Genomic DNA, 26135 nt, shown 5'->3' with positions numbered 1-26135 from the left:
TTCACAGTGGAATGTCCATTATTTTAGTAGTCCAGAGATAACATAGGAATAAAGCAACAAGCGCTATTGTCGATATGGCTATACCCGCTCCTGTATACATAGGTTGCATATATTCTCCAGCCGTCAAACTCATAAACATCACCATGATCAGCGGAGATATCAGCAGTGCCTTAGCCTCAAATTTCTTCTGAGCAATACTTACAGCAATATCCTGCTGAATATCCAGCTTCTCACCGATAATCGTTGATGTACGGCGCACCACTTCTACAAGATCACCACCAGTACGTTTACAGACCGAGAACACATCCGCGAATCGCTCGATGTCCTCCATTCCCGCTCTTTCACTAAAGTTCCGCAGCGCTTCTTCCACAGGCTGTCCATATTCCATGCGTGCACAGATAATGTTTAACTCGGAGATCATATCACTGCTTCCCTCCGGGTCGAGCATACGTAAATCCTGAACCGCCTCTCGGAATGCATTCTCCACCGAACGCCCAGCTGAAAGGGAGGAAGAAAGCGAAAATAACGTCTGCTTAAATTGTAAATTCAGTGCATTTCGACGTCTTTTCAGCAAATAGTTACGCAGCATACGCGGGGCATAAGCTCCGCATGGCATAAGCAGCAACGACAGCAGCCAATGATGATAAAAAAGATATCCAATTCCATACATCAGCAGTCCACCTGCAGTAAGGGTCAGAATCCTCTGCAGCAAGGTCAATTCGTATACCTTATAATCTGGCAACAAAGAAGGACCATCAGGATCCGCTTCTACAGGCTTTGCAGCAACAAATTTAAACTTAAGCATGACCTCCCCCCTTCTGGAATTTTGAATCTCTATTGAGCCAATGGATAGGAGGTTACGCCAGCCATCCTAAGCTTCGTTGTATGCAACAATGGATTACCACAGGGAAGCAGCCCCCCTTGCACCCGTCCCTCTCGTTCACCAGCTTCTTGAAATTCATATAAAGGATTCAAGATTACTTCCCCGTCTTTCAGCCCCGCAACCTCACTGATCTCCATCACCCGCCTGGAACGATCACGGAGACGTGATAAGTGTACGAAGATATCAATTGCCGATGAAATTTGCTGGCGAACAACAGCTACCGGAAGCTCCGCAGCACTCAGCACCATCGTCTCCAGTCGACTGACCATATCGTGTGCGCTGTTACTATGGCCCGAAGACAAGCTTCCATCGTGTCCGGTGTTCATCGCCTGCAGCATATCGAGACATTCCGCTCCCCGTACCTCCCCCACAACAATCCGGTTTGGGCGCATTCGCAGGGAAGTACGAATCAAATCCCGGATGGAAATCTCCCCTCTACCTTCCGTGTTGGCATTTCTGGTCTCCAGTGAAACAAGGTTCGGCACCGTAACAATCTGGAGTTCAGCGGAATCCTCTATCGTAATGACCCTCTCCTGTGGGGGGATATACTGAGATAACGCATTAAGAAATGTGGTCTTCCCAGAGCCGGTCCCGCCACTAATAAAAATATTGTATTTAGCAGCCACTAAGATTTGCAGCAGCTCTGCGGCTTCCAAGCTTAAGGCTTCACGACGGACTAAATCCTGCATCGTCATCGGTGTTTCAGGGAATTTACGAATGGTCATCGCCGGGCCCTTCAGAGCTACTGGCGGAAGCACGATATTTACACGCGATCCGTCTTTTAGCCGAGCGTCAACGATAGGAGAAGAGTCATTTACAACCCTGTTCACACCGGATACAACCGTCTGGATAATATCCTCTAACCTGCTGCTGGACTCAAATTCCAAATGAAGGCGACGAATCTGACCCTCCTCTTCTACAAAAATCTCAGTATGGCTGTTAATCATAATCTCAGTGATCGACGGATTATCCACTAAGGGCTGAAGCACATCCAACCCTCGAAAAGAATCGAACAATCTCTTCACGAGCTCATGTTTCTCCTGTGCTGTTAAATAACGCAGATTTTCGCTGTCCAAAATTGTCCTTTCAATATATTGGGTGAGTTCACGATTTCCAACTGCAGAAGTAACATCTAATCCTGCCCGGATGTCACTACGAAGTGCCTTAAACATTTCCTCATTCATGTAAACCCTTACCAGTGAATACTTGCGGAAGCGACGGTTCTATAATCTGCTTGCACAGCTGTAAGATCTCCCTTTGGAATTGTGGTGAGTTCAGAAAAAGCTCCTCACGATGCTGCAGTGTCCAAGATGGGATATATGGAAGTACACCTTCAACGATTATCCCTTCGGGAGGTGCCCACACCTCCAAACCATCTGCAGCAAAATTCACTGCAAATCTACTTTTATCCATCACTTGGGAGGGCATACCAGAATTAGGAGCATTACAATGGGATAGCCATCTCATGGTCTTATGAATGCTTACCTCATCATTTCTAACTACCCACAATAGAATTCCGCATTTATGTAACACAGCTTTGGCACGTTCTTCTTCAATACTGCCGGTATCTACAATCACTACGTCAAAATTCCTTTCGGCAACCAACAGCCCCAATAAATCTAGCGTATCCTGCGTAGTCATCTGCAGCATTTCTTTTACATTAATAATTGGCCTAAATGCAGCGCTTCGAAGGTGATCATACCTGATGACGTATTGTCCCAAATCAATCGTATCGGCTCCGCCCTTATCTCGACTAGCTTTGATTTCATAAAGGAGCCGCTCTAGTCCAGGCGTATCCCCTGCAGGGGGGCGCAAAAATAATCCACTGCTGTCCACACTTTCAAGATTCAAATAAAATACCGAAAGCCCCATTTCACCTAGCTGCTTAGCCATATTCATAGCTACTGTGGTTTTGCCCGTGTTCCCGCTTGAGGAGACGATACCGAGCAGCAGCGTTTCATCTAATACAGAGGAACCTCTAGCTCGTTTCACTTCACATAGCTGAAGAAATGCTCCCAGCAGAGAAGGCAGCGCCTGATACTTCGCAATCATAATGCCTCCAGCCAAGCTCTTAGAACTCCTGCTAAGATAAGCACCCTCCTCACTCAAAACTGCCCAAGGCACCTTATTTCTTCCCTCCACAAGCCAAGCCTCGATAAAAGTAACGTCACCTACAACAGCATCCGGCATATCCTCTCCCCTCATAAATTCGATAAAAGCATCCAGCCGGCTAAAAGCCGTAATTCGCAGCATTTCTCCATACTCACTATGATGAAGATAGTGTAGCAATGGTTCGATATATTGGCTTTCACGCACTGCGAGTACAATCCTTGCCGCCATAAAACCTCTCTCCTTTCGTAAGAAATTTATAAATATTATCAAAAAAAAGACAGCAAAAAAGCACCGACAATAACCGTGGATACGGTACATTGAACGGTGCTTCCGTTACTATCCCTTTAATTTACAGCTATAGTAGCATATATATAAGAAGGCAGCAATAAGTTTTTTCGCACATCAAGTGGTTTTTAGACTCTCATCGTATCTTCGCGCCAATTCTTGATGGCAGACCGGATATCGGCAGGACTAAGCTTTTCCTTCACCGCCCGCTGACATAGTGCCGGAAACTCTTCATCTCCTGCATACCGAAGCGCAATAATCTGAGCTAATTCAAGCTCTGGATTTAATGCTTCACCTGTCAATCGGAAATACCGGAACTGCTCCTCCACCCTCACTACTCGATCCTGATTTTTTGTCGCATAAATTCGAATTCGAGTAATCGCAAATAACAGGCATAGAGATAAACCAAATAATAGCAAGGGCACTGTTAAAGCACCATCATCACGTAACACCTGAACGACATAAATTCCCGACCATACAAATATAATCAGCGCAAGCGGCATAGTTACAAAATGATAAGGCCAATCAAAACGCATAAAACCTTTAGGTTTCCCCTTATTCATAATTCATCTCCATATTTATTTGACTTATATATTACTGAAGCTTGGTCTCTCCAGGTATAGCCACGACAAATGGTTTTCTAGTATCGTCCCAAGTCAGAGACTGTCCTGAAACTTTAGTAGTTCCATCCGCATGAACCATTCCATAAATAATCTGACTTCCCCAAACACTCGTATAAAAAGAGGCATAAGATGGAGCTAGAACAGGTGCTTTACCATATTCCTTCGCAACTGGGTAACCGAATATCGCGGTAAAATCTTTATTTGTAGCCTCTTTGGACATATCCAGATCAGCTTCCCAAACTACTTTTACAATATTATCCTTGATCTCATAATACTTTACGAAATGTCCATACATTATAAAATAACCATCAGATCTGCCTTCAGGAAAATAATACGTCATGGACAATGCTTCATTATCACCCGTCAATTTGGAGGGTTCTCTTTCTTCAACCGGGAATTGCAAAGCAGCTATGCGGGAAACAACTAAGTCATTACTATTATAATTCTGCACAAGTTTAGCATTGGCCCGTTCCTGAACCCAGACTGTATTCGTAGCAGCATCTACTGTTACTCTCGCTCCAAGAGCCTCCGCAATAAATCGCAGGGGTACCGCTACTCTTCCATCCACTATTTTGGCCGATACATCCAATTGTACAGCTTCCGAGTTCTTCCAAGCCGTCCGTGAACCAACCGTAAGCTTAATCTTCATAGAATCTCTAGCAATCGTAGCTTGCTTGGTATTGGCATCCCATTGAATAGAAGTATTCTTGAATCTTTCAAAAGCTTTCAGCGGAACCAGCGTCTTCCCCGACACGATTTGCACACCAACATCCACACTTGAATTGTTCACCATAATACGAAGCTTGGGGGCAGCTGAGGCCGTACCGATCATACTTAAAGATAACAACATGACTATAAAAAGCAGAAGCCCTTTCCGTTTCACTATTCGTTCACCCCTAGTGATAATATGAAAAAACTATACCAATTTATAGTTTCATTATAACATTCTCCCAGATTATGGTTTACAAAAATCTCCGTTTGATCTCTGGGGTAGGGAGCATACACTGCTCATCACGTCCGAACCAACGATAGCGGTTCTTAGCTACATACCGATAAAGGGCATTGCGCAATGGGCGTGGTACTAAGATGAACACGTATGCGGCAGGCCAAGGAAATCTCAATTTACGGGCAATTCTTAGCACAGCGGCCGACTCTGTATAATACACTCCGTTCTCCAGTAAAATCACCGTGTTTAATTGTCCAGGCTGAAGTCCGGACTCTTTCATTAGATTTGCCGCAATTTCATTCTGTAAAGGTGCGAATAGAAATTTAGCCTCGGGGTCACGCGGGATAATGAAACGAACTACCCCCTGGCAAAGATGACACACTCCGTCTATCAATACAATGGACTTATCTTTCATAAGGTTCAGTTCTTCGTTCATGGCTCCCCCTCCGTCTTAAAGGCGTAAATTTCTGCTTTTTTGGGTAAACAAAAACGCGGGATATCCTCCCGCGCCATCAAGTGCCGTTCTTTAATTATTCTGCGATTGCTTTCTCAATCCATTGATCCCCGATCATTTGCCCTTCGAAATCAGCAGTGAATGCCTCCATGCATTTGCAGATGAAATCTTTGCGGCAAATTGGACATGGAGTTTTAAGCAGGCGGCTGATGTTCGTCATTTTCCATTCCGGAAACCGATGATAAAACGCGCGGCACTCCGTTCCATCAGCAAGCTTGATAATGAACTCGTACAATCCTTCCTTATCGTTGCTGCTGGCTTTGGTCACATTCGTAATATTCGGTCTGTAAGACATCTTCATCACCCATTATTTAAATTTTTGGTTGTAAATTGCACACGCAGGCACATTCTCAGATACTTAGACATATTAAAGAATTTTAAGGGTGATGTCAACCAAAGACGCCTAACACGGCAGCTATTTATTACTCTTTTATGATTTACGTCTCTATTTAGCCATTATTTCCATAAAATATATACAGATACATTTAATCAACAATCTTTAATTCAACCTCGATATTACCTCTGGTTGCTTTGGAGTAAGGACAGAATTCGTGAGCCTTCTTCGCCAGTTCCTCTGCTTTGTCATGCTCAATCCCTGGCAGCTTCACATCCATTCTCACAGCTAGTCTAAAGCCTCCATCACTGTCATCCTTCCCAATGGACACATTACAAGTTACCTCCACGTCATGGAGTTTCACGCCCTCTTTACGAGCGATATTCGCTAGTGCACTCTCGTAACACGCTCCATAACCAGCCGAGAATAATTGCTCTGGATTGGTACCAGAACCTCCCGGTCCTCCAAGCTCTTTAGGCATGCTTAGATTATGCTTTAACACGCCATCCGAGGATTCAATGGAGCCTTCACGACCGCCATGGACTGTTGTAGTTGCTGTGTATAATGCTTTCATGAGTCATCTTCTCCTTCATCAAGCTGTATTGGTCATGCTCATACTTTATACTTTAAACAACAGGTATGATTTGAAACGAAGATGAGGAATGATTCATAATACTTTCTTATTTGGCTCCAGACCATAAATAGTGTACAATTAAATTGTTAAAAACTTAAATTAACTATGGAGGTGTCATCCATGAGTATTTATGATTTTGAGGTCAACACTCTTAAGGGTGAAGAGGAATCATTGTCAAAGTACAAAGGTAAAGTACTCCTGGTTGTGAATACTGCCAGCAAATGTGGATTTACTCCCCAGTATAAAGGTCTTCAGGAAGTGTACGAGAAGTTTAAGGACCGCGGGTTCGAAGTATTAGGATTTCCAAGCAATCAATTTGCTGGACAAGAGCCTGGCGAAAGTGATGAAATTGCGGAATACTGTGAGATTAATTATGGGGTAACCTTTCCTATGTTCGAGAAGATTGATGTAAAAGGTGATGAAGCACATCCATTATTCAAATACTTATCTAAGGAAGCCCCTGGTGTCTTAGGCTCAAAAAACGTGAAATGGAACTTTACGAAGTTTCTAGTTGACCAAGATGGCCGTGTTCTAAAACGGTTTGCTCCTAAAACCACTCCACAGCAGATCGAATCCGATATTTCCAAGCTTTTAAAATAATTCTTTAGTAAAAGGATACTCACCACATCACACAGCCCCCCCTGTTGTTATGCGGTAAAGTATCCTTTTCAACTTGGAAGAACGTCATAATATCGCTATATATCAGCACCCTTTAATCTCTTGGAATATTTTATAATATTGTTGGAATATTTTTTCTGGGAGGGATAATCGGTGACTGTTCAACTGCTTGATATACCCGAACTAAATGTTATTGGCTGGGCAAATCTAAACTCATCTGGGGAGCCATACGCGAATCTTTGGGAATATGTTTTTGGCGAGCTGGATATTGATGCAAAATTTGATGCTATACCCACAAAAGTTCAAAGCAGCGGTTGTTATCTCGGTCTATTTCAGAACCGTACATCCGTGCCTAAACTGTGGGAGCATACCGCATGGGATACTGATTTTTTCCTTGGTGTTGAAGTCGAGCAGTTAGATTGTATCCCTGAAGGCCTTGTTCATAAGAAAATTCCTGCGTCTACCTATGCTATATTTACTGCAAACGGTTTCCCTCAGTTGGCTTTTCAACACACCTGGAATTATATACATAATGAATGGCTGCCGGATTCCGGTTATAAGTTCAACCCTGATGGAGTCTTTTACATCCAATACACGGAGAAGTCCGGTCCGGATGATGAAGGATTCGAAGCCAATCTATGCGTGCCGCTTGTAAAGAAGTAGGTTATGTGATTGAGGAATGTACAAAAAAAGAAGCCTTGCATCGCAAGGCCTCTTTCTTCATTCTGTATGCGGTAGAGAGGACTCGAACCTCCACGGGTATACACCCACTACCCCCTCAAGATAGCGTGTCTGCCATTCCACCACTACCGCGCGGTGTGTTAAACATAGAACATAAATTTGTTTGAGGTCAACATTCATTATTATAAATGTACTTTTCTCAAAAGTAAAGATACAGATTTTAAGATTCTTCGTCGACCATTTTCTGTTTACGATATTCAGCAAAAGCTATATATTCCTTGATAAAATTCTTTTCTGCTGGAAGCAATTCATCTACTCGGCTTTCCGATAGCTGAACATCACTCAAATCATAGTCTACGCCGCTCTCTCGTACAGTATCCGGTGTATCTTTGCCGAGAATAAGCCAGTCCAGACTAACATGAAAAAAATCACCGATCTCAATCAGCTTATGTGTTCCTGGAGTAGTCTTCCCCCGCTTCCAATCTCCCATATTACCTGTGCTGATATTTAACTGCTCACAGAATGATTTTTTGGTCAAACCTTTCTGCTTAATCAGGTATTCTATACGTTCGTATATGGTCTGCATCGGTGAATCGCCCTCCATCTAAAAATAAATTACTTATTTACGTAATTTCCTATTGCAAAATAACGTAAATAAGTATATAATTAGTATTGTTATGTATTATCCGATTATATCATATGGCTGGAGTGACGATAAGAGGCGACTCAGGTGACAAGTATCTGTTAGAATACCGTCTGGCCCCCTTTGTTAACTTATCATCCTGAATGATCTCTAGGAGGGAGCGGTGACTTTTGTCAAAATGCTTATCATCTTCCATTATCCATTCACTTGAAGCTTTACCGCACAATGCGGTGGTGATCAACAGTCATGGGATTATCCAGTTCACCAACAGTAGGTGGAAGGCCTTTAGTCATGAATATGGTCTTTCTACTAATAAGAAATGGATTGGTGCGTATTACTCAGAGCTCATGCAAGATGTGATTATCGATCCCGATCAATGGGCCAAGCTTTATGAATCAGTGAAATATATACTCCGCAGAGAGCATCAGGTTTATACTTCCGAATTCTCCATACAAACCGCTAATAAAGGGAAACGAATCTTCCGTTTGGAGATCTATCCATTTCTCTCAGATCCGCACCCAGAAGCCACTTTTATAATTTCACTATATGATGTGGGCCCCTATAAAGAAGAACCTCTTCATCCGGAGATCATAAACCTCCGTTCAACCTTACCATCATCTTTTGAGCTAATCCCAATCTGTGCTTCCTGTAAATGTATTCGTAATCCCAAGGATGAATGGATCACCATTGAACATTTCTTAAAGCATCAGCTTTCTTTGCAATTCACCCATGATATCTGCCCAGACTGCATAAGACAGCTCTATCCCCAGTATGCTGGGGCTTTTAAGAGATGACCTGAGGCCACTGAATTTCACTTCTGATCTTATAAAAAAAAGTAAGAAATCCTCTGCGAACAAAGGGTTTCTTACTTTTTATTTGTATGCGGTAGAGAGGACTCGAACCTCCACGGGTATACACCCACTACCCCCTCAAGATAGCGTGTCTGCCATTCCACCACTACCGCATAATATGACCCGTATGGGATTCGAACCCATGTTACCTCCGTGAAAGGGAGGTGTCTTAACCCCTTGACCAACGGGCCATGCTTTACAAGTTATTTTCTTGTCACAACAAAAATGAGTATATCAAACCATAAGAATTTTGACAAGCCTTTTTTAAAAAAAAGTTTAAACTAAAAGAAACGCGCACCAATAAAGGTACGCGCCTCTAATCACAACGCTTATGGATTTACTTTTGCCTCAAAGGTTTGTACCCCATCTACAAACTTTAGCACCACAGCTGCTTTTACCGGGTCATGCGTTTCATTCATTGTGATTTTACCCGTGGCCAGTTGTAAATCCTTCGTCCCCGCCAGTGCATCCTTCAGCTTCTCAGGTTCTGTGGAATCCGCACGTGTAATGGCGTCTGCCACTAGTTTCACGGCGTCATATCCAAGCGCAGCCATCCCATCTGGAACAAGATCACCGTTAGCAGCTTTGAAGGCATCTACGAACGATTTTACTTCTGGCGAACTATCTTCAGGTGAATAGTGATTGGACATAAACGTATTGTTTAGGGCATCCGCTCCGGCAATCTCAGCCAGTTGAGGTGAATCCCAGCCATCCCCGCCCATAAACGGAACGGTGATCCCCATTTCGCGAGCTTGCTTTACGATTTTGCCGACCTCCTCATAATAGCCTGGAAGATAAATAACATCGGGATTAGCTTCTTTAATACGTGTTAATACAGCTTTAAAATCAGAATCTTTTTGTTGATAGGATTCTTCGCTTAAGATAGAGCCACCGTTCTTAGTAAACGTTGCTTTAAAGAAGGTCTGCAGCCCTTTGGAATAATCGCTTGAAGCATCCGTATAAATAACAGCCGTCTTCGCTTTAAGTGTATCCTTAGCAAAGTTAGCCATTACTTCACCTTGGAAAGGATCAATAAAAGAGGCCCGGAATACCCATTCGTTCAAATCTCCAGTACGTTCATCAACTGTCACTTTGGGATTGGTGGCTGAGGAGCTAACCAGCGGGATGCCTTTTTCTTGAGCAACGGGAACAATCCCGAGGGTATTCGTAGATGTAGTTGCACCGATAATAGCTACAACTTTATGGGTAGTAATCAGCTTTTGCGCTGCGCGTGTCGCCTCTTCTGACTTGGAGGCATTATCCGCTTCAATCAGTTCAAGTTTTTTGCCTAGTATTCCACCTGCGTCATTAATTTCTTTTACCGCCAGCTTTGCCCCTTTGAGTGCAGAATCACCGAAGGAAGCCTGGCCGCCTGTAAGCTCAAGGTCTGCTCCAATCTTGATGGTCCCTCCGCCAGCATTCCCACCTTCAGCAGTAGTGTTGTCTGTCTTGTTCCCACAGCCTGCCAGCAATCCACCAGCCAGTAACGCAGTCAGCAATATGGCCCCGATTTTCTTCATCCTCTTCCAGCCTCCCAAAATAAATAATTTATAGGTTCTTTCTGTGATGCTGTTATGAACTAGCCGATGAATTAATGTCCCAGATAAGCCATTCTGATCTCTTCCGAATCTGCCAATTCCTTGGCATCTCCCTCAAGCACGACTCTGCCCGTCTCAAGAACGTAAGCCCGATGAGCAATTTTAAGCGCCTGATGGGCATTTTGTTCTACAAGAAGCACTGTTGTTCCAGAGGCATTTACTTCCTGGATGATCCGAAAAATATCCTGAACGAGTAATGGAGCAAGCCCCATCGAGGGTTCATCTAATAATAAAAGCTTGGGATGCCCCATCATCGCACGCCCCATAGCAAGCATCTGCTGCTCCCCGCCGGATAATGTGCCGGCAAGCTGTTTTTTTCTTTCTAAAAGACGCGGGAAGGTGGAGTAGACCTTGGCAAAATCAGCAGCTAAGCTGCCCGAATCTTGTAAAAAAGCTCCTAGCTCCAGATTTTCTTCCACAGACATATTAGCAAATACACGCCTGCCTTCCGGACAATGAATAAGCCCCTGTTTTACGATGGACTGAACACTCTGATTCGTAATAGATTTATCCATGAAATCTATACAGCCTGTTTTGGGTTTCAGTAGTCCCGAAAGCGTCTTAAGCAATGTGGACTTACCCGCTCCATTTGCGCCGATTAGAGTTACAATCTCGCCTTCTTTTACATTCATACTTAAATCCTTCAAGGCATGAATAGCCCCATAATATACATTGATCCCCTGTACGCTAAGCATGGTCCACTACGCCTCCTGTCCCAAATAGGCTTCTATGACTTTGGGATGATTCCGTATTTCAACGGGCGTACCTTCAGCAATCAACATTCCGCGATCCAGCACATAAATCCGGTCACACACCCCCATAACCAGGGACATATCGTGCTCGATAAGCAGGATCGTCAGCTCAAACTCTTCACGGATCCAGGCAATAAGATTCATTAGATCCCGAGTTTCATTCGGGTTCATCCCTGCGGCTGGTTCATCCAATAGCAAAAGCTTAGGTCCTGCTGCAAGCGCGCGCGCAATTTCCAAACGCCTTTGATTTCCGTAGCTAAGATTCCCGGCACATTCATCACATTGATCGGCAAGATTAAATATTTTGAGAATATCCATAGCCTTTTGCGTAATTTCGTTTTCTTCTGCAAAATGCTTAGGCAGGCGGAGCATGGAAGTGAACATCGAATGTCTGGCATGCTGGTGAAATGCGATCTTAACGTTATCCAGCACCGTCATAGAAGTAAATAGACGGATATTCTGAAATGTCCGTGCTGCCCCTTTTCGGTTAATCCGATAAGGCTTCATCCCGCCTACTGCCTGATTACTGAGGATAATATCGCCACTGGAAGGCGGGTATACACCTGTCAGCAAGTTAAAAAGGGTTGTTTTTCCTGCGCCATTAGGTCCGATGAGCCCAATCAACTCGCCTTTATTAATATGGAGGGATACCTCGTTAAGCGCCTTAAGCCCGCCAAATGCACGACTTGCTTGTTGAACATCAAGAAGCACTTCCACTGTTGATGCTGTCACTTGGTTTGACCTCCTTTTTAGACCATTTCAAGAAAGAAAAACCCGTGCTGCCAAGCAGCCCCTTAGGCCGAAAAATCATCATCAGAATTAGAATCGCCGAGTAAATAATCATCCGCAGCTCCGGATATTCCTGAAGCACCGTGAAGAGCACCGTCAGTACAATCGCACCCACGATGGCCCCGCTTGTACTTCCTAGTCCACCTAACACAACCATGACTAGAATTTCGAATGATTTTAGAAAATTAAAGCTTCCAGGATTGATGACGTAGAACTTATGAGCAGAGAGACCACCAGCTATCCCCGCAAATAATGCTCCAAGTGAAAAAGCAATGACTTTGTACAAAGTTGTATTAATCCCCATCGCTTCAGCAGCAATTTCATTCTCACGAATCGCTATACAAGCCCGGCCGTGAGTGGAACGTATAAAGTTATTGATCACAACAATCGTGACCAATGTGAATAGAAACATAATCGTCCAAGTCGTTTGATTAGGGATGCCGCTTAGGCCTGAAGCTCCGCCCACATATTCTGTATTGAGCAGGACAATCCGGATAATCTCACCAAATCCCAGCGTAGCAATCGCCAGATAGTCTCCATTCAGCCGCAAGGTCGGAATCCCGATAAGCACACCGAAAAATGCAGCAACCAGTCCAGAGATCACTAGCGCCAGCACGAATGGCATATCAAAGTTCAAAGTTAAAATGGAAGAAACATAAGCACCAATGGACATAAATCCAGCATGCCCGATTGAGAATTGTCCCGTTATCCCATTAATCAGATTCAAAGACACCGCCAGCATGACATTTATACAAATTAGAATTAGCGTAGACTCCATGACATCATCAAATATTCCCGTTGTTAGAAGAACTTGAATGACGATATATAGCATGATAGAAAAGACAATGCCTATCCAAAATGACTTGTTTATCTTCTTCATACGGCATCACCCTACACTTTCTCGCGGACATTTTTACCAAATAGCCCGGATGGTTTAAAGATAAGGATTAGGATGAGTACAGCAAATGCCACACCATCACGCCACGAAGAGTATCCCAGAGAAGAAACCTCTGTCTCGACTGTGCCCAGCAGAAGTCCCCCTACCAGAGCACCAGGAATACTGCCAATGCCACCTAAAACCGCAGCCACAAAAGCTTTAAGCCCCGGAAGTACCCCCATCATCGGATCCACTGAATTGTAAGTCATTCCGAAAATAACGCCTGCTGCTGCCGCAAGTGCAGATCCTATCGCGAAGGTGGCTGAAATGGTCCGATCTACATTAATCCCCATCAACCGTGCTGCTTCCATATCAAAGGAAACGGCCCGCATCGCTTTACCAATCTTTGTTCGGTGCACAATATACTGAAGGATGATCATCAAAATAACCGTCGTCCCCAAGATCATGATTTGATTGGAGTCCACCTGAATCGAGGAACCAAACAAGTTGTATTGCTGCTTATTAAGAATCTCCGGAAATCCTTTAGCCTGAGGACCAAGCACAAACACTCCGCTGTATTCCAGTAAAAAAGAAACGCCAATTGCAGTAATCAACACAGCGATTCGCGAAGCTTTTCGTAGAGGTTTGTATGCTAGCCGTTCGATTGACATCCCCAGCAACGCACTGATTGTCATAGAGATCACCAATGAGATAAGTAAGACCAGTATCGGAGGAAGCCCTGCTGAAGCCAAGTACCTGGCACTGAACAATCCAATAAACGACCCAACCATAAACACATCCCCATGGGCGAAATTGATCAATTTAATAATCCCGTAAACCATGGTGTACCCAAGTGCGATCAGAGCATAGATGCTCCCTACAGAAATCCCGTTAATTAACTGTTGAATGAAATACTCCATCGCCGTCCCCCAATCCCCATATTTATTTTTAAAAACACCTTTCTTTAGCTTACATTCATTTTCATTATTTTATGTCACTTATATTAACACAGCACTATACATTCGTCAGTAAAATTTGTGGTTTTTACTATAATATTCAATATTTTATGTTATATTACATAACATTTTGAGTTAATCCTTTGGGACGTATATAGATAGAAAGTGGGTAAAGAGAAGAAAACAGGAGAATTATGGAGATTTTTAAAGTTTGATTTTCAGAGGGGGAGTCTTTGATTTTACCTACAGATTGCATTTAATGATAAATAATATAACATTTGTCTCTTTGGATATGTGTTTTTCGAGTTTATTATGAGTTCCTGGTCAAGTTGTATCTCTATTTTTGCGCAAAAAAAAGCTCTGTCCCACACAATAATCGAGTGAGAGAAAGCTAATTAGGGTGGTCAGTTCCATTCTTTGCACTTCCGTCACGAGTCAATTACTCATCATTTTCTTTTTTAATTCTTTAATCTGCATCATATGATGTAGGTCATGCGATATAAAATCCTTTAAATAGGACTCAAAGGAAAACCTTCCGTCCACATATTTGCCTGAGTATTTTCCCTCCTCAAGACTACTTATACAATCTAATATTAAGTTACGATACTTCACAGTCAATTCTATTAATTCGTCTTTGGTTTTTGTCTTACCATATATAACAGCATCATTATTGAATTGATCGAAATCAATAAGTTGAAGTGTTATCGCTTTATCGCATGCTATCGGTTCGATCGTCGATTCATAGAAGTATTTATCCCATAACAAAATATGACTAACAACATCATGAATGGTCCATTTTCCTTCAGCGATGGGTGTTTTCCAATCTAAATCAATAATTTCTAGAACAAATCCATTCCATTCCTTAAACTGATTTAGCAAATCTGATCTGTTATTCATTGGCACATCTCCTTTTCTGGTAAACATCAAAATTCTAACAAAATCTCTTTAATTCATTCCTATATAGTTCATAGTTCGCTTCATCGAAACATATAAAAATAACCTTATTTATTTCCGACTTATTATTTATAATATATTTTGAAACTTCATCTATAGCTATGCTACAAGCAAGATCTTTCGGAAAATTATATATTCCTGTACTTATATTAGGTATCGCAATACTTGTTACTTCATTAGATTCAGCTAATATTAATAAATTTTTATAGCAATTCCTTAACTTCTCTTCTTCGTTATTCTTTCCACTATTCCAAACAGGACCAACGGTATGAATAACAAATTCACATTTCAGATTTCCTCCTGTTGTTATTACCGCTTCTCCAACCTCACAACCTCCCCTTTGGTTACGAATTTTCATGCAATCCTCTAATATCGCTTTTCCACCAGCTCTATGGATAGCTCCATCTACTCCGCCTCCACCCATCAAGCTTGTGTTTGCTGCATTGACGATAGCATCAACATCTAATTTAGTTATATCTCCTTGAATCAACTGAATCATTGAGTTATTTATAATTACATCCATCTGAAATCCCCCCCGAAGTATAATGGTTGCGAACAAGCATCAAGTGCTGATTGACATTCAAGCGGCTTAAATCACCCTAGGAAACAGTAGTTTGCACTAGACTCGTGGGGTTGTCCACCTGGCTAACTCTTCTTCAAACCTTTACCTTCTATCGAACCAACACCTCGTGGTCCACAGCGTGAACGTATTGTTCGCAGATATCTAGTTTTTTCGGAGCTACTAATATGTTCTTCAGCATCCAGCTATTTTTTATATATGTAATCGATAAATCCTTGTCGTATCCATTCGCCTTCAAACTTTCTTTCCAGTACTCGATCTTCTTTGTATAATAACTGCAAATCATCAAACATAGAATCCGCCTCATGATAATCATAATATGAGTGTATTACGAATTCATCGTCTTCCATTTGTTCAAACTGATTATCCCCCAAATCAACTCCATCGCCGACTCTAAAATCCTTTAGGGTTAAAAAATTCACAAATAATAATCCATTAGGTTTTAGAACGCGTTTCATTTCATTTATCGCTTTTTCCACATCTTGTTTTCTCATATGAAAAATAGAGTTATATGAATACACAAAACTCATCGACTCATCACTTAGCGCCAACTGTCTCATGTCGCCTTGTTGTATATTTAGATTCTGTCCCCTTTCAGTTGCGAACTGATTAGCTCTTTTAATTTGTTCGTCATTCATCTCAATTCCGTTTGTACTGTATCCATAGTTCGCAAACAAACTTAGTGGAGGTGAATCCCCTCCCGCTCCGCAGTCTAATATGTTTTTTTCCATACCACTTTCATTGCATAATGCCAAAAATCTGTACAAGGGGATTTGCTTAAACAGTTCCATGTTGATTCCACTCCTTTGACCATGTAGTTATTGGATTTACTCATAGATCTTTCCCATATAAATTATTTGAGCACATCTCTTCCATGGGTTTTCAGGTTTACTTTATTGAATCCCCGCAGTTCCAAATGTCTCTTTAATAACTTTTTCGTATTCATCCCATTTAAAGCAAAAAGGGCCTATATCAATAGTCTTATTACCGGATTCTAATTTGAAATCTCTCCATATGATAAGATCCTCTTCTTTCTCAATAAATACGGATATAAAGCCACACTCTTCATCGCCACACCAGGGACAGACTAATATTGGGTACCTGTAGTACAAATATTCATGCATTTCGTTTAACAAAAAATAATTAATCATTTTCCTTTGATGCTCTTCACTACCCCACCCGAGGGAAGGAACCCTATCATATTTTTTTAACATTTGGTAAAGAGATCTACCATCAATTATTACGTCGGCAAAAATAGTATTTTTATTCCCCTCTTGATCCGGATCAAAACTATCATATCGGCTTGACGGTTTTGTTTGTATTTGATTTATTGTTTTCATGCTCCCTCCTTTAAACTCTTCACACTTATCAATTAAACATTCGATCCCTCCACACCATTCCCCTTCCAAAATATTGAATACACCGTTTCTCAGAATCGCATATAGCAACCGAAAAATAAATTCACACACAACAAAAAAGAGCTCCCAGAATGGAAGCTCTTCTTATGTAATTCAGAACGGAGAGAGTGGGATTCGAACCCACGCACCGCTTACGCAGTCTAACCCCTTAGCAGAGGGTCCCCTTATAGCCACTTGGGTATCTCTCCATGAAAATGGCTCCCCGAACAGGACTCGAACCTGTGACAACTCGATTAACAGTCGAGTGCTCTACCAACTGAGCTATCAGGGAACATTACAAGTGAACATGAATTAATTTATCATGATTTCAAGGTCTAGTCAAGCGGGCAAAATAATTTTTGTGATCGTTTTCAAATTTATGCTATGATTCGGCCGCTTGCTAGATTTTTTAAAGAGATTTCCATCCCTCTCCGTCTATAGATTACACCATTCTCCATCCTGCGGAAGCTGTACCCGATCCCCCAACGATTCCTTCTCTAAATGAGCTTTTAGCTTATCTCGGGTAACCAAACAATGGTTAATGGCGTCCATGTGCACAGCAATCACTTTAGTAGAAGGAGCATATTCACATAGGTCTACGACATCCTGCTCATTCATTGTAATATGGCATCCGCTTAAAAACTGCGCACCACCAGCATTCACAACGGTCACCTCAGGTTTAAAAACCTCCAATGCCATTCTCACCTTATCACACCAAATCGTATCCCCAGCCACATATAGAACAGGTTCGCCTTCCGCCTGAAACACAAACCCGGATACCTTACCCATAAGTTTACCAGTCACTCCAGTGCCATGCCGTCCATCAGTACGTGTTATAGTTATTCCATTAAACGTCAGTGAACCGCTAATTTCCGTGGTATGCTCAAACCCCTGCTTCGCTAATTTATCTCCATCTCCTTCCTGACATAATAGTGGTAGATCATGCGGCAACAAAGAAATAGCAGCGGCATCCCAATGATCCTGATGTAGATGTGTGACAAGAATTGCATTAGGACTCAGCCATTGTTCTACGGCTCCCGGCAAAGGAACGAGCGGATTGCGGCGATCATTGTCAGTATTAAAAATAGGTGGATTAGCACCCTGTTCACTCAACATAGGATCAATTAAAAATGTACTGCCACCATACTCTAGCCATAGGGTCGCGTTGCGAATATGCTGTATTTTCATCGGAAGCCCTTCTTTCTTTCAGATATCTTCTGCTACAATTAATTATAGTTGGACCTTGAAACAGAATACATTGAGATTGGAAAAAGATTGGCCTGTTCTACTTTCACGCAGAAAGGATTTTAGATAATAATGAGTTCTTATTTTATAGATGATGTGGATTTTCGCATCCTGCAGCTTCTAATTGAAGATTCCACGATCAGTCACAAAGATATTGGGCAGCAAGTGCATATGACCGGTCAGGCTGTGGGCGCACGTATTCGCAAAATGCAGGACACCGGAGTGATTGAAGGCTACACGGTCCGCTGGAATCCGGATAAGGTTGGGGAGACTATTCATGCCTTTATTACTGTTTTTTTGGGTTCGAATACGGTTCACCCAGCCTTTCAGACATTCGCAAAGCAGCATGATAGTGTAAAAGAAATACATAGGGTCAGCGGAGAAGGCTGCTACTGGATACGTGTTCGTACCGGAAGCCAAAAGGAGTTGAATAGCTTTCTCGACGAACTGCTGAAGTTCGGAAATTACAGAGTCAATCTATCGATGGGAAAACTGAAATAAGTCTGTATCGGAATCGGATATGAAGCTACTATCGGACCCAGTTGACCTTATACTCAGCATAATCGCATATTTGGCATACTATCGGACCCCATTGCCTCTATTGGCACGAAAAACACCAAATATGAGCCTCTTTCGAACGAATAGCATCACTTGAGTCCGAAACCCTGCCCAAAAGGCTAAAAACTTGCCAATAGCGTCATTGGGGTCCGCAAGCCTCAGCCAATGATAGCTCGGCGATGTTGGTGTTGGTGTTTATGCAAGTGATTGGGTTACTCAAAGTCAATGAGCTTTCGCTTGCTCATAAGCTTTTATAGCAGGCCAGCCATCGTCAAAAACGCAGAGCAGCGATCCTCCAATAACCGGAGGATCGTTGCTCTGCTGTCCTTTTACTTATGCCATATTGTAGCTTCTACTACGGTAGCTAATTCAATAATTCAGCTGCTCTAAGCAACCGTACAAGAATTACGGCGGCTTCTGCACGGCTAGTATCACTGCTAGGTGCAAAGCTGCCTGATGGTTGACCTTTCATAATGCCTTTTGCAGCCAGGTCAGACACTGCTTCTTTAGCCCATGAGGAAATAGTTGAAGCGTCTCTGAAAACATCTGTAGCAACGATTGCTCTAGATCCTTCAGCTTCTAGATTCAGCAGCTTCATTGCTCTGGCTGCCATAACAGCCATTTGCTCCCGTGTAATAGGGACGTTCGGACGGAAGGTTCCATCCTCATAGCCTTGAACCAGTCCTAAGGCTGCAGCAGCTCTGGCGTCCGCTGCATACCAAGATAAATCGGACACATCACTGAAGGTCTTCGTCGTATTCGCAGCTACAAGACCTAACGATCGAATCAGCATAGCTGCGAACTCGGCACGACTGACAGATTTCTGAGGTGCAAAGGTATCTGTGGATTGTCCGGTCAAGATCAGTCGGCTGGCAAGTCTCTCAATCTCATTTCTCGCCCAATGTGTGGAAATATCTCCAAAAGTCACAGGGTGCAGCGCAGCGACAAATACACCGCTCGCAATACTGCTCTTAACCGTAACCTTGGTCATCCCATTAACGAGCTCATACAATGCAGGTACATAACGGAAGGAACCCGTCTGTTCATCGTAAATAAGGACTACACCTGTCTTCGCATCCAGCGCCTCCTTAAGCATAAATGTACGATCTACATAAGTGGTACCGAACCCGCTTGCTGCTACAGAGGTTTTTCCATCCGTTACCTTTAGAGTGAAATTAGCCGGTGTTCCTTGCACAGTAAAGCCTTGCTGCTTAGCTTTGGCAAGCAGTTGTTCCAATCCTTTTCCGCTTAGCGAATTTACATTGAACTCCAGTGTGCCTGCCGGCATTTGTGCGGCTTTGAGCACACTCTCCACAAGCTCTAACGGGAAGCGGTAGCTCATCCCCCCACTTTCAATAACAAGCACAGCTTTGGGGCTAAGTGCCGCCGCCTTACGTAAAGCATCTGCACTAAACCGGGCTGTGCCGTCACCGTTAGCTGAAATCTCGATAACAGCCTGCCCTGCAGTCGCCTTAGCTTTTAGCTGCACATCATGATTAGCTGCTGGCGTAGGTGCTGGTGTAGCCGTCGGTGTGCCGGGTTGAACAGGGTTCACTGACCCTGTAGGGTCTGTTGGACCAGGAGTACTTGTTGGTTCTGGAGTACTCGTCGGACTAGGAGTACTTGTTGGGTCCACAGGATCGATCGGATCTACAGGATCTGTCCCGCCAGGTGATAGCACCTCAATTGTATATCCCCTCTTCTCGTTGCCCACAGTTACCGTGAAGTCTGTGATTCCCGCTTGAATTCCATTAAGACTGTCGTTGGTAAATGTAGCAATCTCACTGCTCATAATATTTAGAGTAGCTTGTGCGGTAAGATCTCTGCCTTCTTTATCTAGTACCTTAAGCGTAGCTGACTTACCCTGCTCTAATATCACAGGCCCGCTCTGTCCATCTGCTAGTTTGATAGAGAACGGTTTAATGGCTGAGGCTATTCCTTGATTTTGTTCTTTAATGCTTAAGTCAGGAGAGGCATTGGTCAGTAGGTTCATCCGTTCACCACGAATAATCATGTTGTCGACCAACAGACTCCCTTTCAGATTTTTCGTAACTTCTATACCGCTTGTACCTGCGCCATCCAATACATTATTCGTCAGCACAACTCCATCAATGGAAGTGAGAGTATCTCCCTCTAGATCACCTTGAGCAATCAACCCCGAATAAGTGCTGTCCAGTGCCGTATTGTTGCGAATGAGTACTTTTCCTTTCAGATCACTCTCACCAGCATAAAGCCATAACGCACCCAGATTCACGCCGTAACCGGAATCGTAACTGCCAGTTCTAAGCAAGGTATTTCGCTCCACAACCGTTGTTCCTTGGAAGGGCTCGGCGGTGAAACGGGTAGAGACTGCAATCCCGGCTCCATTAGTCACAGTGTCTTTTACCACGTTGTCCTGGACTTTGTTATCTTTCCCCCCAAAGATTACAATGTTATCCGCTAACCAAGGCAAGGATACCGTATTAAAACGTGCCGTGTTGTTATAGCTCGGTGTACGTTCCGTACCATTCACATCCGTCAACTTGCCGTCAGTAAACGACCACATTGCGATTCCATCATCCCCTGGATAGCGGATGTCACTTTGTTCCATCATGCTGTTGCCAGTCCCTACGGCAAAGTTAATTCCGTCTGCCATAAGATTGCGGATCCGCAGACCTGCCATGTACAGACCATTCGTACGCGCCTTTTCACCCATCGGCTGAGTTAACCACAAGCCTGCTTTGGTATGTTCTATCCAAACGTTCTGTATAATCGAACCTTGGCCAAAAGCACCATGGAAAGCGTTGGTGATCGCTTCATCATCCCGTTCGTTAATGCCGCCTTCAATCATCAGATCGTAAACACCAACCTTACCGCCGTGACCATAAAACTTAGCTCCATTCAGAACTGTATACCACATGCCGGAACCACGTATTTCAGCGGTATCCAGATCCAGCAGACCCTCACCGACATTAAAGGTACCCGCCGGGAACCACACACCTTTACCTGTCGCATTCGCTTCGGCAAGGGCTGCCTTGAAGGCTGCGGTATCATCTCCCTCATCATTCGCTCCCGCTCCAAAATCCGTTACGGAAATAAATCCGTCCGGGCGAGCCAACTCAGGGGCAACCTGCTCCATATCCACCAGGTCAATGACGTAAGAAGCTGCGTTGTCTCCTGTTCCCTTCTCTAAGCGAATAGTTGCTCCGGCAGGAGCATCGCCGATCAGAGCATGGATTTCGTCAAAGAAGCGGTGTCCACTGCCTTGGCGAGGGTCATTTGACCATGGGTAGCTGCCATATTCCCAAGCATATTTGGATGTCAGCTTAAGCTGCTTCTTAACTCCATCCACATATAGAGTCAAGGTTTCTTCCGCACCAGCCCCATCTGGACTATCAGGAATAGAATATCGAAGAACGATGGAGTTAGCTGATTCTGCAAGCTTGAACTCTAGATAATCTCCCGTATTCTTTAAGGCCACCGCTTGTCGTCCAGAAGCCTCGGAAGCCATGCTGAGATATTTCCGCGACGAACCAATCAACGTTCCGTTTGTTGCCGCATCCTCAGCTTCATAGCTGATATATGGAACCGTTGCTCCACGGTATGTTTTGTTTACGCTGTTTTTTACGGTCAGGCTATCAAGGGTTACTTTACTCCAATCCACGTTGTCACTGCTTAGAGAAACCGTGTTGATGCCTGCGCGAAGCTGCAGTTTTACCGCTACAGTCTTCCAAGAGGCAGACTTGCCAAGACTAACCTTGCCCCCTTCGTTTAATCCATTCACCTCTAGTGCCAGATCCGTTGCGGCAGCAGCGGTATTTTTGTATCGAATAACAGCATCGTATTCCCCAGCCTGCTGGGCGTTGACTGCAAACCGTATAACACGTTCCCCTTTGAATGCTTCTCCTCCTGCATAAATTGCATCAGCAGGGATAGGTAAGAAGCTCCAGAGCTCACTATCAGTTCCATTTGCAGCAGAACCAAGCTGAACAGCCGATGCGCTGTGAGAAAGAAGACCTGTTCCATTCGCACTTAGCAGAACAGCATAACCTAACTTCTCTTCCAGCTTCCATTGGGATCTTTCTGTATCTCCAGCAGCTAACAAGACCACTTGGCCCGATTCATTGAGTGAAAGATAATGTTGTGTCTGAACATTCATAATTCGTTTGCGTCCGTTTATCTCCTGCACCAGCCACTGGGATTGAGCCGCCACATCGGAAGCATCTGCATATAGGACAGCCCCCTCTTTTTCGGCCAATACTTTACCAGCCATGCCTTTCGGTACAATGGTTATGATGTTGGTATCATTTTGAACTGGAGTTGTTGTATTGTTATTGCGCAGTTCTCCAGATGGAGTAGTAAACTCCTGTGGAGCCGCCTCAAGTGTCCATAGTGCCGTACCCTCACTTTCTAGCAAAAGCGCACGTTCAGCATATCCTGTCTTATTGGCAATGTTTATTAATTCATCGTCGTATTCTCCAAAGAGACTACGAATGGTGTAATGTGTATAATCGGAAGCCAAGCTCACTTCCCAGGCGGATGCTCCGTCTACAGCAGGATCTGTACTACTGCTCTCCAAATATGAATAATCACCATTCAGCGTTAAAAAATGACCTGTTGCCCGGTTGGTGATCGTCTGTTTACCCTCCTGCACAGATACATTCCAGTGCGAAAATCCATTGTCTGCTGACGGCTGCCCGTACAGAACAACCCCATGCTCATTTTCGTATAAATACTCTCCACTGCTTGCATTCTTGAATCTTACAGGGTAATCAGGCAATGGCGGAGCAATCGCTTCAACCGCTTCAGCAGTAAAATGTGCACTGCTTTTTTCCGCTGTATCTGCAGCTTTACTGATTCGGAGAATTGGGTTGCCGTTATCATCCGGCGCACCATAGATATAGTGACCAGCCCATGAGCTCATAATGGTAGTCACACCGGACGCCTGCATATCAACCTTCCACTTAATGCTGGCCCATACATCGTACACTGTTTGCAAAGTCTGAACGCTAACTTTAGGATCAATCTCATCTACAGCCCCACCTATATGCTCAAGGGAGAGATAGCGTCCAGTGCCTTTATTTTTTATCTTCACCGATCCATTGCTGCCGGCTATTTCTTGCAACTGCCAGACAAAGGAATCGTCATTCAAATCAAGTGGACCATAAGTAGCCTGGCCTACTGTTACATCCTCGTTGGCAGCTGCTAGAGGTGCAAGATTTTGGTTAGAGTGAGCAGAGTCCTGGTCAGCATAGACAGCTTCAGTAACCGTCTTAGATTCTGGCAATTCCTCTAGTGCAGCTGGAGAAGTCAGCAAAGGACCGTCCTTAAGATATTGATCCTCTCCATTTACAGCATCTAGCTGAAAACGGAACAAGTCTTGTTTTATCTCGGTAACCGGTACAAATCTCCACTGCGGACTGCCCCAACCTGGATTGATCACTCCGTACTCAGCATATTTAGTGAGGTTCTGAAGTGAAATATACTTCTCTGGGATTTTATTAAGTTCCTTGTCTAGAACGCTACTGATTACGTAGGTGTTGTTCCCAACATTTTTGCCTGTCCAGATGTATTCTCGTTCCACATGATTTCTGTCTGGAAGCTCTGTGACCTGAAGGTGGCCATTTGGCATGTTCATCGTGTTCATGTAATGGCCCGTTTTCTTGTTTTTGAACAGCTTGCGGCCGTTATATTTCTCCACGAGCCATTGATCGGAGCCGTCCTTTTGCATATTTCCATATTTTAAAAGACCATCAACACTCTCATACCAATAAAATGACTTCCAGCCATTCTGAATCCGGTAATATGGCATTGTGCCGTCAGTCGGTGTGTTAGGATCTAAAAGCTGCCACTGAGCGCTCAAAGAAGTCGCATCCCCAATCGCACCAGCCTGTTCTCCACCCAATGTAGACAAATAAATGCCTGTGCTTTCGAGATTCTGAAGCGTCTGGTAATCATCATAATCATCGGAATCATTAAAAATCCATTGATCCGACGGCTGACTTCCGCTAATCTGCAAGGCCTTGGCGGTACCTTCACTATAAGAAACATAATGATCGGTTGCCGCATTACGGATACGCTTATTGCCGTCATAATCCTCTATATACCATAGATAGTCAGAGGTGTTGGCGGCATCTGGCGCAATAATTCCATGCTTAAGCTCGCCGTTTACGGATTCATATAAAAAATCTGTAGCCACTTGTGCATCCGTATAAGTTGCCAGTCGTACAGGCTGTAATTCGGAAATAGGCACGATTCTCCACTGTGCACTTGGATTAGAGGCTGAACCCGGCCAGCTGTTAGATCGCACATTATTGTCATCGCTGAATTGCGGATTTAGCCATAATGGACTACCCTCTTCAGTTAAACCACTGTTACGAAGGGTAATGAAGCCCGTTCCATCAGGGCCTGGTGCATGCTCTTGGGTCCACTCACTTAGCTTCACGTGATCCATATCGACTTCCTGCGAAAAAACCCCAGCCCAGGTCACTTCATTTTGCTTAATATAATGGCCTGTCGCACGGTTGCGAATCATTACTGTTCCGTCATCCGTCCCTGATTCAAGATACCACTGTGCTGCTTCATTGCTGACAGGCTGTTTACCGTAAAGAACGTTCCCTTCACTTTCATACATTACCTGACCGGGGCGGAGACGGCTCTCTAGCCGTACAGGTGCTGCATTTGGATCTATAAAAGCCCACTGCGGACTCTCAAACGTAACATTGATATCCGAGCTTACTTGCGCATAACCAAGCTGATTCTCCTCGTGGATAACCAACTTCCCCTCTGGCACAGTCGCACTTCGGATGATCATGTATCCATTGCGATTGGAAGTATCGATCAGCCACTGATCCGCAACACTTCCTGAACCTTGGCGTTCTGCCGCCTTAAGTGAATCCTCTTTGCCGTTGTTACCATCCATTGTAATGTAATGGCCTGTCTTCACATTCTTGATTCGTGACAGCCCATTCACCGTCTCAACCGTCCAATGCGCTGAAGTATCGGCTGGATTGGTCATGCCATAACGCACGATTCCTGCGGATGTCTCATATAAAAAGTTGTTTTTCCACTTATTCTTGATGAGTACCGTATCTGATGGAATTTGCTCAGCGCCTGTTCCTCCAACCCCTTCTGCTCCTACGGAACCTTTACCGGTTCCCATTACAGGCAAGCTTGAAAAAATCAGCAGCAGCGCGAGCAGACCCGCCATTGCGGACCTGATTCGTTTCATACATGTGCCCCCTCTAATTAATATGGACTTCCTTTTCATATTAGTTTGGGAACGCTTACAAAACGATGTGCGATTTTATCCAGAAAAAGGTGTAT

At 43.8% G+C, this 26135-nt stretch carries 24 protein-coding genes and 5 tRNA genes; 4 read left to right on the top strand and 25 right to left on the bottom strand.

The window, feature by feature from the left end:
* Position 1: 1 nt before the first annotated feature.
* From MHH86_RS05790 to MHH86_RS05755, 8 genes are all read right to left on the bottom strand, one after another.
* The gene (locus MHH86_RS05790; RefSeq protein WP_076224665.1) at positions 2-805 is read right to left on the bottom strand and encodes a type II secretion system F family protein; all 804 of its coding nucleotides are present in this window, start codon (positions 803-805) and stop codon (positions 2-4) included.
* A 29-nt stretch (positions 806-834) separates the two neighbouring features.
* Complete coding sequence (locus tag MHH86_RS05785; RefSeq protein WP_076224663.1) at positions 835-2067, bottom strand: CpaF family protein; 1233 nt, start codon at positions 2065-2067, stop codon at positions 835-837.
* On the bottom strand, positions 2060-3223 hold the full coding sequence (locus MHH86_RS05780) for a hypothetical protein (RefSeq protein WP_076224660.1): 1164 nt from the start codon (positions 3221-3223) through the stop codon (positions 2060-2062). The genes MHH86_RS05785 and MHH86_RS05780 overlap by 8 nt, the downstream gene beginning before the upstream one ends.
* 185 nt (positions 3224-3408) lie before the next feature.
* A complete protein-coding gene (locus MHH86_RS05775; protein WP_036681683.1) occupies positions 3409-3843 on the bottom strand; it encodes a DUF6526 family protein in 435 nt (144 codons plus the stop codon).
* A gap of 31 nt (positions 3844-3874) precedes the next feature.
* Entirely contained in the window at positions 3875-4786 is a 912-nt protein-coding gene (locus MHH86_RS05770) for a copper amine oxidase N-terminal domain-containing protein (protein ID WP_076224657.1), read from the bottom strand.
* A 79-nt stretch (positions 4787-4865) separates the two neighbouring features.
* A complete protein-coding gene (locus MHH86_RS05765; protein WP_038569098.1) occupies positions 4866-5285 on the bottom strand; it encodes a thiol-disulfide oxidoreductase DCC family protein in 420 nt (139 codons plus the stop codon).
* Between the two features lie 94 nt (positions 5286-5379).
* Positions 5380-5658, bottom strand: a complete 279-nt coding sequence (locus MHH86_RS05760) for a hypothetical protein (protein ID WP_036681678.1) — start codon at positions 5656-5658, stop codon at positions 5380-5382.
* Between the two features lie 190 nt (positions 5659-5848).
* Positions 5849-6271 carry an organic hydroperoxide resistance protein gene (locus MHH86_RS05755; RefSeq protein WP_036681676.1) on the bottom strand — a complete coding sequence of 141 codons (423 nt, stop codon included), beginning with the start codon at positions 6269-6271 and terminating at the stop codon, positions 5849-5851.
* Positions 6272-6451: 180 nt separating this feature from the next.
* Between MHH86_RS05755 and MHH86_RS05750 the strand changes: the two genes are divergently transcribed.
* Both MHH86_RS05750 and MHH86_RS05745 read left to right on the top strand, forming a co-directional pair.
* Positions 6452-6931 (top strand): glutathione peroxidase, encoded by a 480-nt coding sequence (locus MHH86_RS05750; RefSeq protein WP_036681674.1) that lies wholly within the window; start codon positions 6452-6454, stop codon positions 6929-6931.
* A gap of 171 nt (positions 6932-7102) precedes the next feature.
* The gene (locus MHH86_RS05745; RefSeq protein ID WP_339211452.1) at positions 7103-7612 is read left to right on the top strand and encodes a GyrI-like domain-containing protein; all 510 of its coding nucleotides are present in this window, start codon (positions 7103-7105) and stop codon (positions 7610-7612) included.
* Between the two features lie 67 nt (positions 7613-7679).
* On the opposite strand, the gene MHH86_RS05740 is transcribed toward MHH86_RS05745, so the two are convergent.
* A tRNA-Leu gene (locus MHH86_RS05740) sits at positions 7680-7762 on the bottom strand.
* Positions 7763-7850: 88 nt separating this feature from the next.
* Positions 7851-8216, bottom strand: coding sequence for a helix-turn-helix domain-containing protein (locus MHH86_RS05735; protein ID WP_036681672.1), 366 nt, complete (start codon positions 8214-8216; stop codon positions 7851-7853).
* A gap of 227 nt (positions 8217-8443) precedes the next feature.
* Between MHH86_RS05735 and MHH86_RS05730 the strand changes: the two genes are divergently transcribed.
* Positions 8444-9067: a hypothetical protein gene (locus MHH86_RS05730; RefSeq protein WP_051491199.1), complete on the top strand. Its 624-nt coding sequence runs from the start codon at positions 8444-8446 to the stop codon at positions 9065-9067.
* 87 nt (positions 9068-9154) lie between these two features.
* Here MHH86_RS05730 and MHH86_RS05725 read toward each other — a convergent pair.
* The 14 genes from MHH86_RS05725 to MHH86_RS05660 all read right to left on the bottom strand — a co-directional run bounded on the left by MHH86_RS05725 (position 9155) and on the right by MHH86_RS05660 (position 18215).
* Positions 9155-9237: transfer RNA gene (locus MHH86_RS05725), tRNA-Leu, on the bottom strand.
* A gap of 6 nt (positions 9238-9243) precedes the next feature.
* Positions 9244-9315: transfer RNA gene (locus tag MHH86_RS05720), tRNA-Glu, on the bottom strand.
* A gap of 138 nt (positions 9316-9453) precedes the next feature.
* A complete protein-coding gene (locus MHH86_RS05715) occupies positions 9454-10644 on the bottom strand; it encodes an ABC transporter substrate-binding protein (RefSeq protein ID WP_036681667.1) in 1191 nt (396 codons plus the stop codon).
* Between the two features lie 71 nt (positions 10645-10715).
* On the bottom strand, positions 10716-11417 hold the full coding sequence (locus tag MHH86_RS05710) for an ABC transporter ATP-binding protein (protein ID WP_076317341.1): 702 nt from the start codon (positions 11415-11417) through the stop codon (positions 10716-10718).
* A 6-nt stretch (positions 11418-11423) separates the two neighbouring features.
* A complete protein-coding gene (locus tag MHH86_RS05705; RefSeq protein ID WP_076106951.1) occupies positions 11424-12206 on the bottom strand; it encodes an ABC transporter ATP-binding protein in 783 nt (260 codons plus the stop codon).
* Positions 12175-13143, bottom strand: coding sequence for a branched-chain amino acid ABC transporter permease (locus MHH86_RS05700; RefSeq protein WP_036681661.1), 969 nt, complete (start codon positions 13141-13143; stop codon positions 12175-12177). The genes MHH86_RS05705 and MHH86_RS05700 overlap by 32 nt, the downstream gene beginning before the upstream one ends.
* 11 nt (positions 13144-13154) lie before the next feature.
* On the bottom strand, positions 13155-14060 hold the full coding sequence (locus tag MHH86_RS05695) for a branched-chain amino acid ABC transporter permease (RefSeq protein ID WP_038569087.1): 906 nt from the start codon (positions 14058-14060) through the stop codon (positions 13155-13157).
* 471 nt (positions 14061-14531) lie between these two features.
* Positions 14532-14993 carry a DinB family protein gene (locus MHH86_RS05690; protein WP_038569085.1) on the bottom strand — a complete coding sequence of 154 codons (462 nt, stop codon included), beginning with the start codon at positions 14991-14993 and terminating at the stop codon, positions 14532-14534.
* Positions 14994-15027: 34 nt separating this feature from the next.
* Positions 15028-15573, bottom strand: coding sequence for an O-acetyl-ADP-ribose deacetylase (locus MHH86_RS05685; RefSeq protein WP_212592233.1), 546 nt, complete (start codon positions 15571-15573; stop codon positions 15028-15030).
* Positions 15574-15815: 242 nt separating this feature from the next.
* Positions 15816-16421, bottom strand: coding sequence for a class I SAM-dependent methyltransferase (locus tag MHH86_RS05680; protein WP_038569083.1), 606 nt, complete (start codon positions 16419-16421; stop codon positions 15816-15818).
* Between the two features lie 102 nt (positions 16422-16523).
* Positions 16524-16970, bottom strand: coding sequence for a hypothetical protein (locus tag MHH86_RS05675; RefSeq protein WP_038574166.1), 447 nt, complete (start codon positions 16968-16970; stop codon positions 16524-16526).
* A gap of 177 nt (positions 16971-17147) precedes the next feature.
* Positions 17148-17236, bottom strand: a tRNA-Ser gene (locus tag MHH86_RS05670).
* A gap of 7 nt (positions 17237-17243) precedes the next feature.
* A tRNA-Asn gene (locus tag MHH86_RS05665) sits at positions 17244-17319 on the bottom strand.
* 143 nt (positions 17320-17462) lie between these two features.
* Positions 17463-18215, bottom strand: a complete 753-nt coding sequence (locus tag MHH86_RS05660; RefSeq protein WP_038569081.1) for an MBL fold metallo-hydrolase — start codon at positions 18213-18215, stop codon at positions 17463-17465.
* 129 nt (positions 18216-18344) lie between these two features.
* Between MHH86_RS05660 and MHH86_RS05655 the strand changes: the two genes are divergently transcribed.
* Positions 18345-18773 (top strand): Lrp/AsnC family transcriptional regulator, encoded by a 429-nt coding sequence (locus tag MHH86_RS05655; protein WP_038569079.1) that lies wholly within the window; start codon positions 18345-18347, stop codon positions 18771-18773.
* A gap of 421 nt (positions 18774-19194) precedes the next feature.
* Here the strand turns inward: MHH86_RS05655 and MHH86_RS05650 are convergent, their stop codons facing one another.
* Positions 19195-26040: an S-layer homology domain-containing protein gene (locus MHH86_RS05650; protein ID WP_339211449.1), complete on the bottom strand. Its 6846-nt coding sequence runs from the start codon at positions 26038-26040 to the stop codon at positions 19195-19197.
* Positions 26041-26135: the final 95 nt, after the last annotated feature.

The organism is Paenibacillus sp. FSL F4-0097, from assembly GCF_038593125.1.
Lineage (GTDB): Bacteria > Bacillota > Bacilli > Paenibacillales > Paenibacillaceae > Paenibacillus_AQ > Paenibacillus_AQ odorifer.
This window is presented reverse-complemented; position numbering and strand designations above follow the sequence as displayed.

What these genes read in the sequence shown, in the direction of transcription:
- MHH86_RS05760 (WP_036681678.1), bottom strand. Translation starts at nt 5,658, where the DNA reads ATGTCTTACAGACCGAATATTACGAATGTGACCAAAGCCAGCAGCAAC.
- MHH86_RS05710 (WP_076317341.1), bottom strand. Translation starts at nt 11,417, where the DNA reads ATGCTTAGCGTACAGGGGATCAATGTATATTATGGGGCTATTCATGCC.
- MHH86_RS05735 (WP_036681672.1), bottom strand. Translation starts at nt 8,216, where the DNA reads ATGCAGACCATATACGAACGTATAGAATACCTGATTAAGCAGAAAGGT.
- MHH86_RS05695 (WP_038569087.1), bottom strand. Translation starts at nt 14,060, where the DNA reads ATGGAGTATTTCATTCAACAGTTAATTAACGGGATTTCTGTAGGGAGC.
- MHH86_RS05790 (WP_076224665.1), bottom strand. Translation starts at nt 805, where the DNA reads ATGCTTAAGTTTAAATTTGTTGCTGCAAAGCCTGTAGAAGCGGATCCT.
- MHH86_RS05785 (WP_076224663.1), bottom strand. Translation starts at nt 2,067, where the DNA reads ATGAATGAGGAAATGTTTAAGGCACTTCGTAGTGACATCCGGGCAGGA.
- MHH86_RS05765 (WP_038569098.1), bottom strand. Translation starts at nt 5,285, where the DNA reads ATGAACGAAGAACTGAACCTTATGAAAGATAAGTCCATTGTATTGATA.
- MHH86_RS05715 (WP_036681667.1), bottom strand. Translation starts at nt 10,644, where the DNA reads ATGAAGAAAATCGGGGCCATATTGCTGACTGCGTTACTGGCTGGTGGA.
- MHH86_RS05680 (WP_038569083.1), bottom strand. Translation starts at nt 16,421, where the DNA reads ATGGAACTGTTTAAGCAAATCCCCTTGTACAGATTTTTGGCATTATGC.
- MHH86_RS05690 (WP_038569085.1), bottom strand. Translation starts at nt 14,993, where the DNA reads ATGAATAACAGATCAGATTTGCTAAATCAGTTTAAGGAATGGAATGGA.
- MHH86_RS05685 (WP_212592233.1), bottom strand. Translation starts at nt 15,573, where the DNA reads ATGGATGTAATTATAAATAACTCAATGATTCAGTTGATTCAAGGAGAT.
- MHH86_RS05750 (WP_036681674.1), top strand. Translation starts at nt 6,452, where the DNA reads ATGAGTATTTATGATTTTGAGGTCAACACTCTTAAGGGTGAAGAGGAA.
- MHH86_RS05655 (WP_038569079.1), top strand. Translation starts at nt 18,345, where the DNA reads ATGAGTTCTTATTTTATAGATGATGTGGATTTTCGCATCCTGCAGCTT.
- MHH86_RS05650 (WP_339211449.1), bottom strand. Translation starts at nt 26,040, where the DNA reads ATGAAACGAATCAGGTCCGCAATGGCGGGTCTGCTCGCGCTGCTGCTG.
- MHH86_RS05780 (WP_076224660.1), bottom strand. Translation starts at nt 3,223, where the DNA reads ATGGCGGCAAGGATTGTACTCGCAGTGCGTGAAAGCCAATATATCGAA.
- MHH86_RS05775 (WP_036681683.1), bottom strand. Translation starts at nt 3,843, where the DNA reads ATGAATAAGGGGAAACCTAAAGGTTTTATGCGTTTTGATTGGCCTTAT.
- MHH86_RS05660 (WP_038569081.1), bottom strand. Translation starts at nt 18,215, where the DNA reads ATGAAAATACAGCATATTCGCAACGCGACCCTATGGCTAGAGTATGGT.
- MHH86_RS05755 (WP_036681676.1), bottom strand. Translation starts at nt 6,271, where the DNA reads ATGAAAGCATTATACACAGCAACTACAACAGTCCATGGCGGTCGTGAA.
- MHH86_RS05700 (WP_036681661.1), bottom strand. Translation starts at nt 13,143, where the DNA reads ATGAAGAAGATAAACAAGTCATTTTGGATAGGCATTGTCTTTTCTATC.
- MHH86_RS05675 (WP_038574166.1), bottom strand. Translation starts at nt 16,970, where the DNA reads ATGAAAACAATAAATCAAATACAAACAAAACCGTCAAGCCGATATGAT.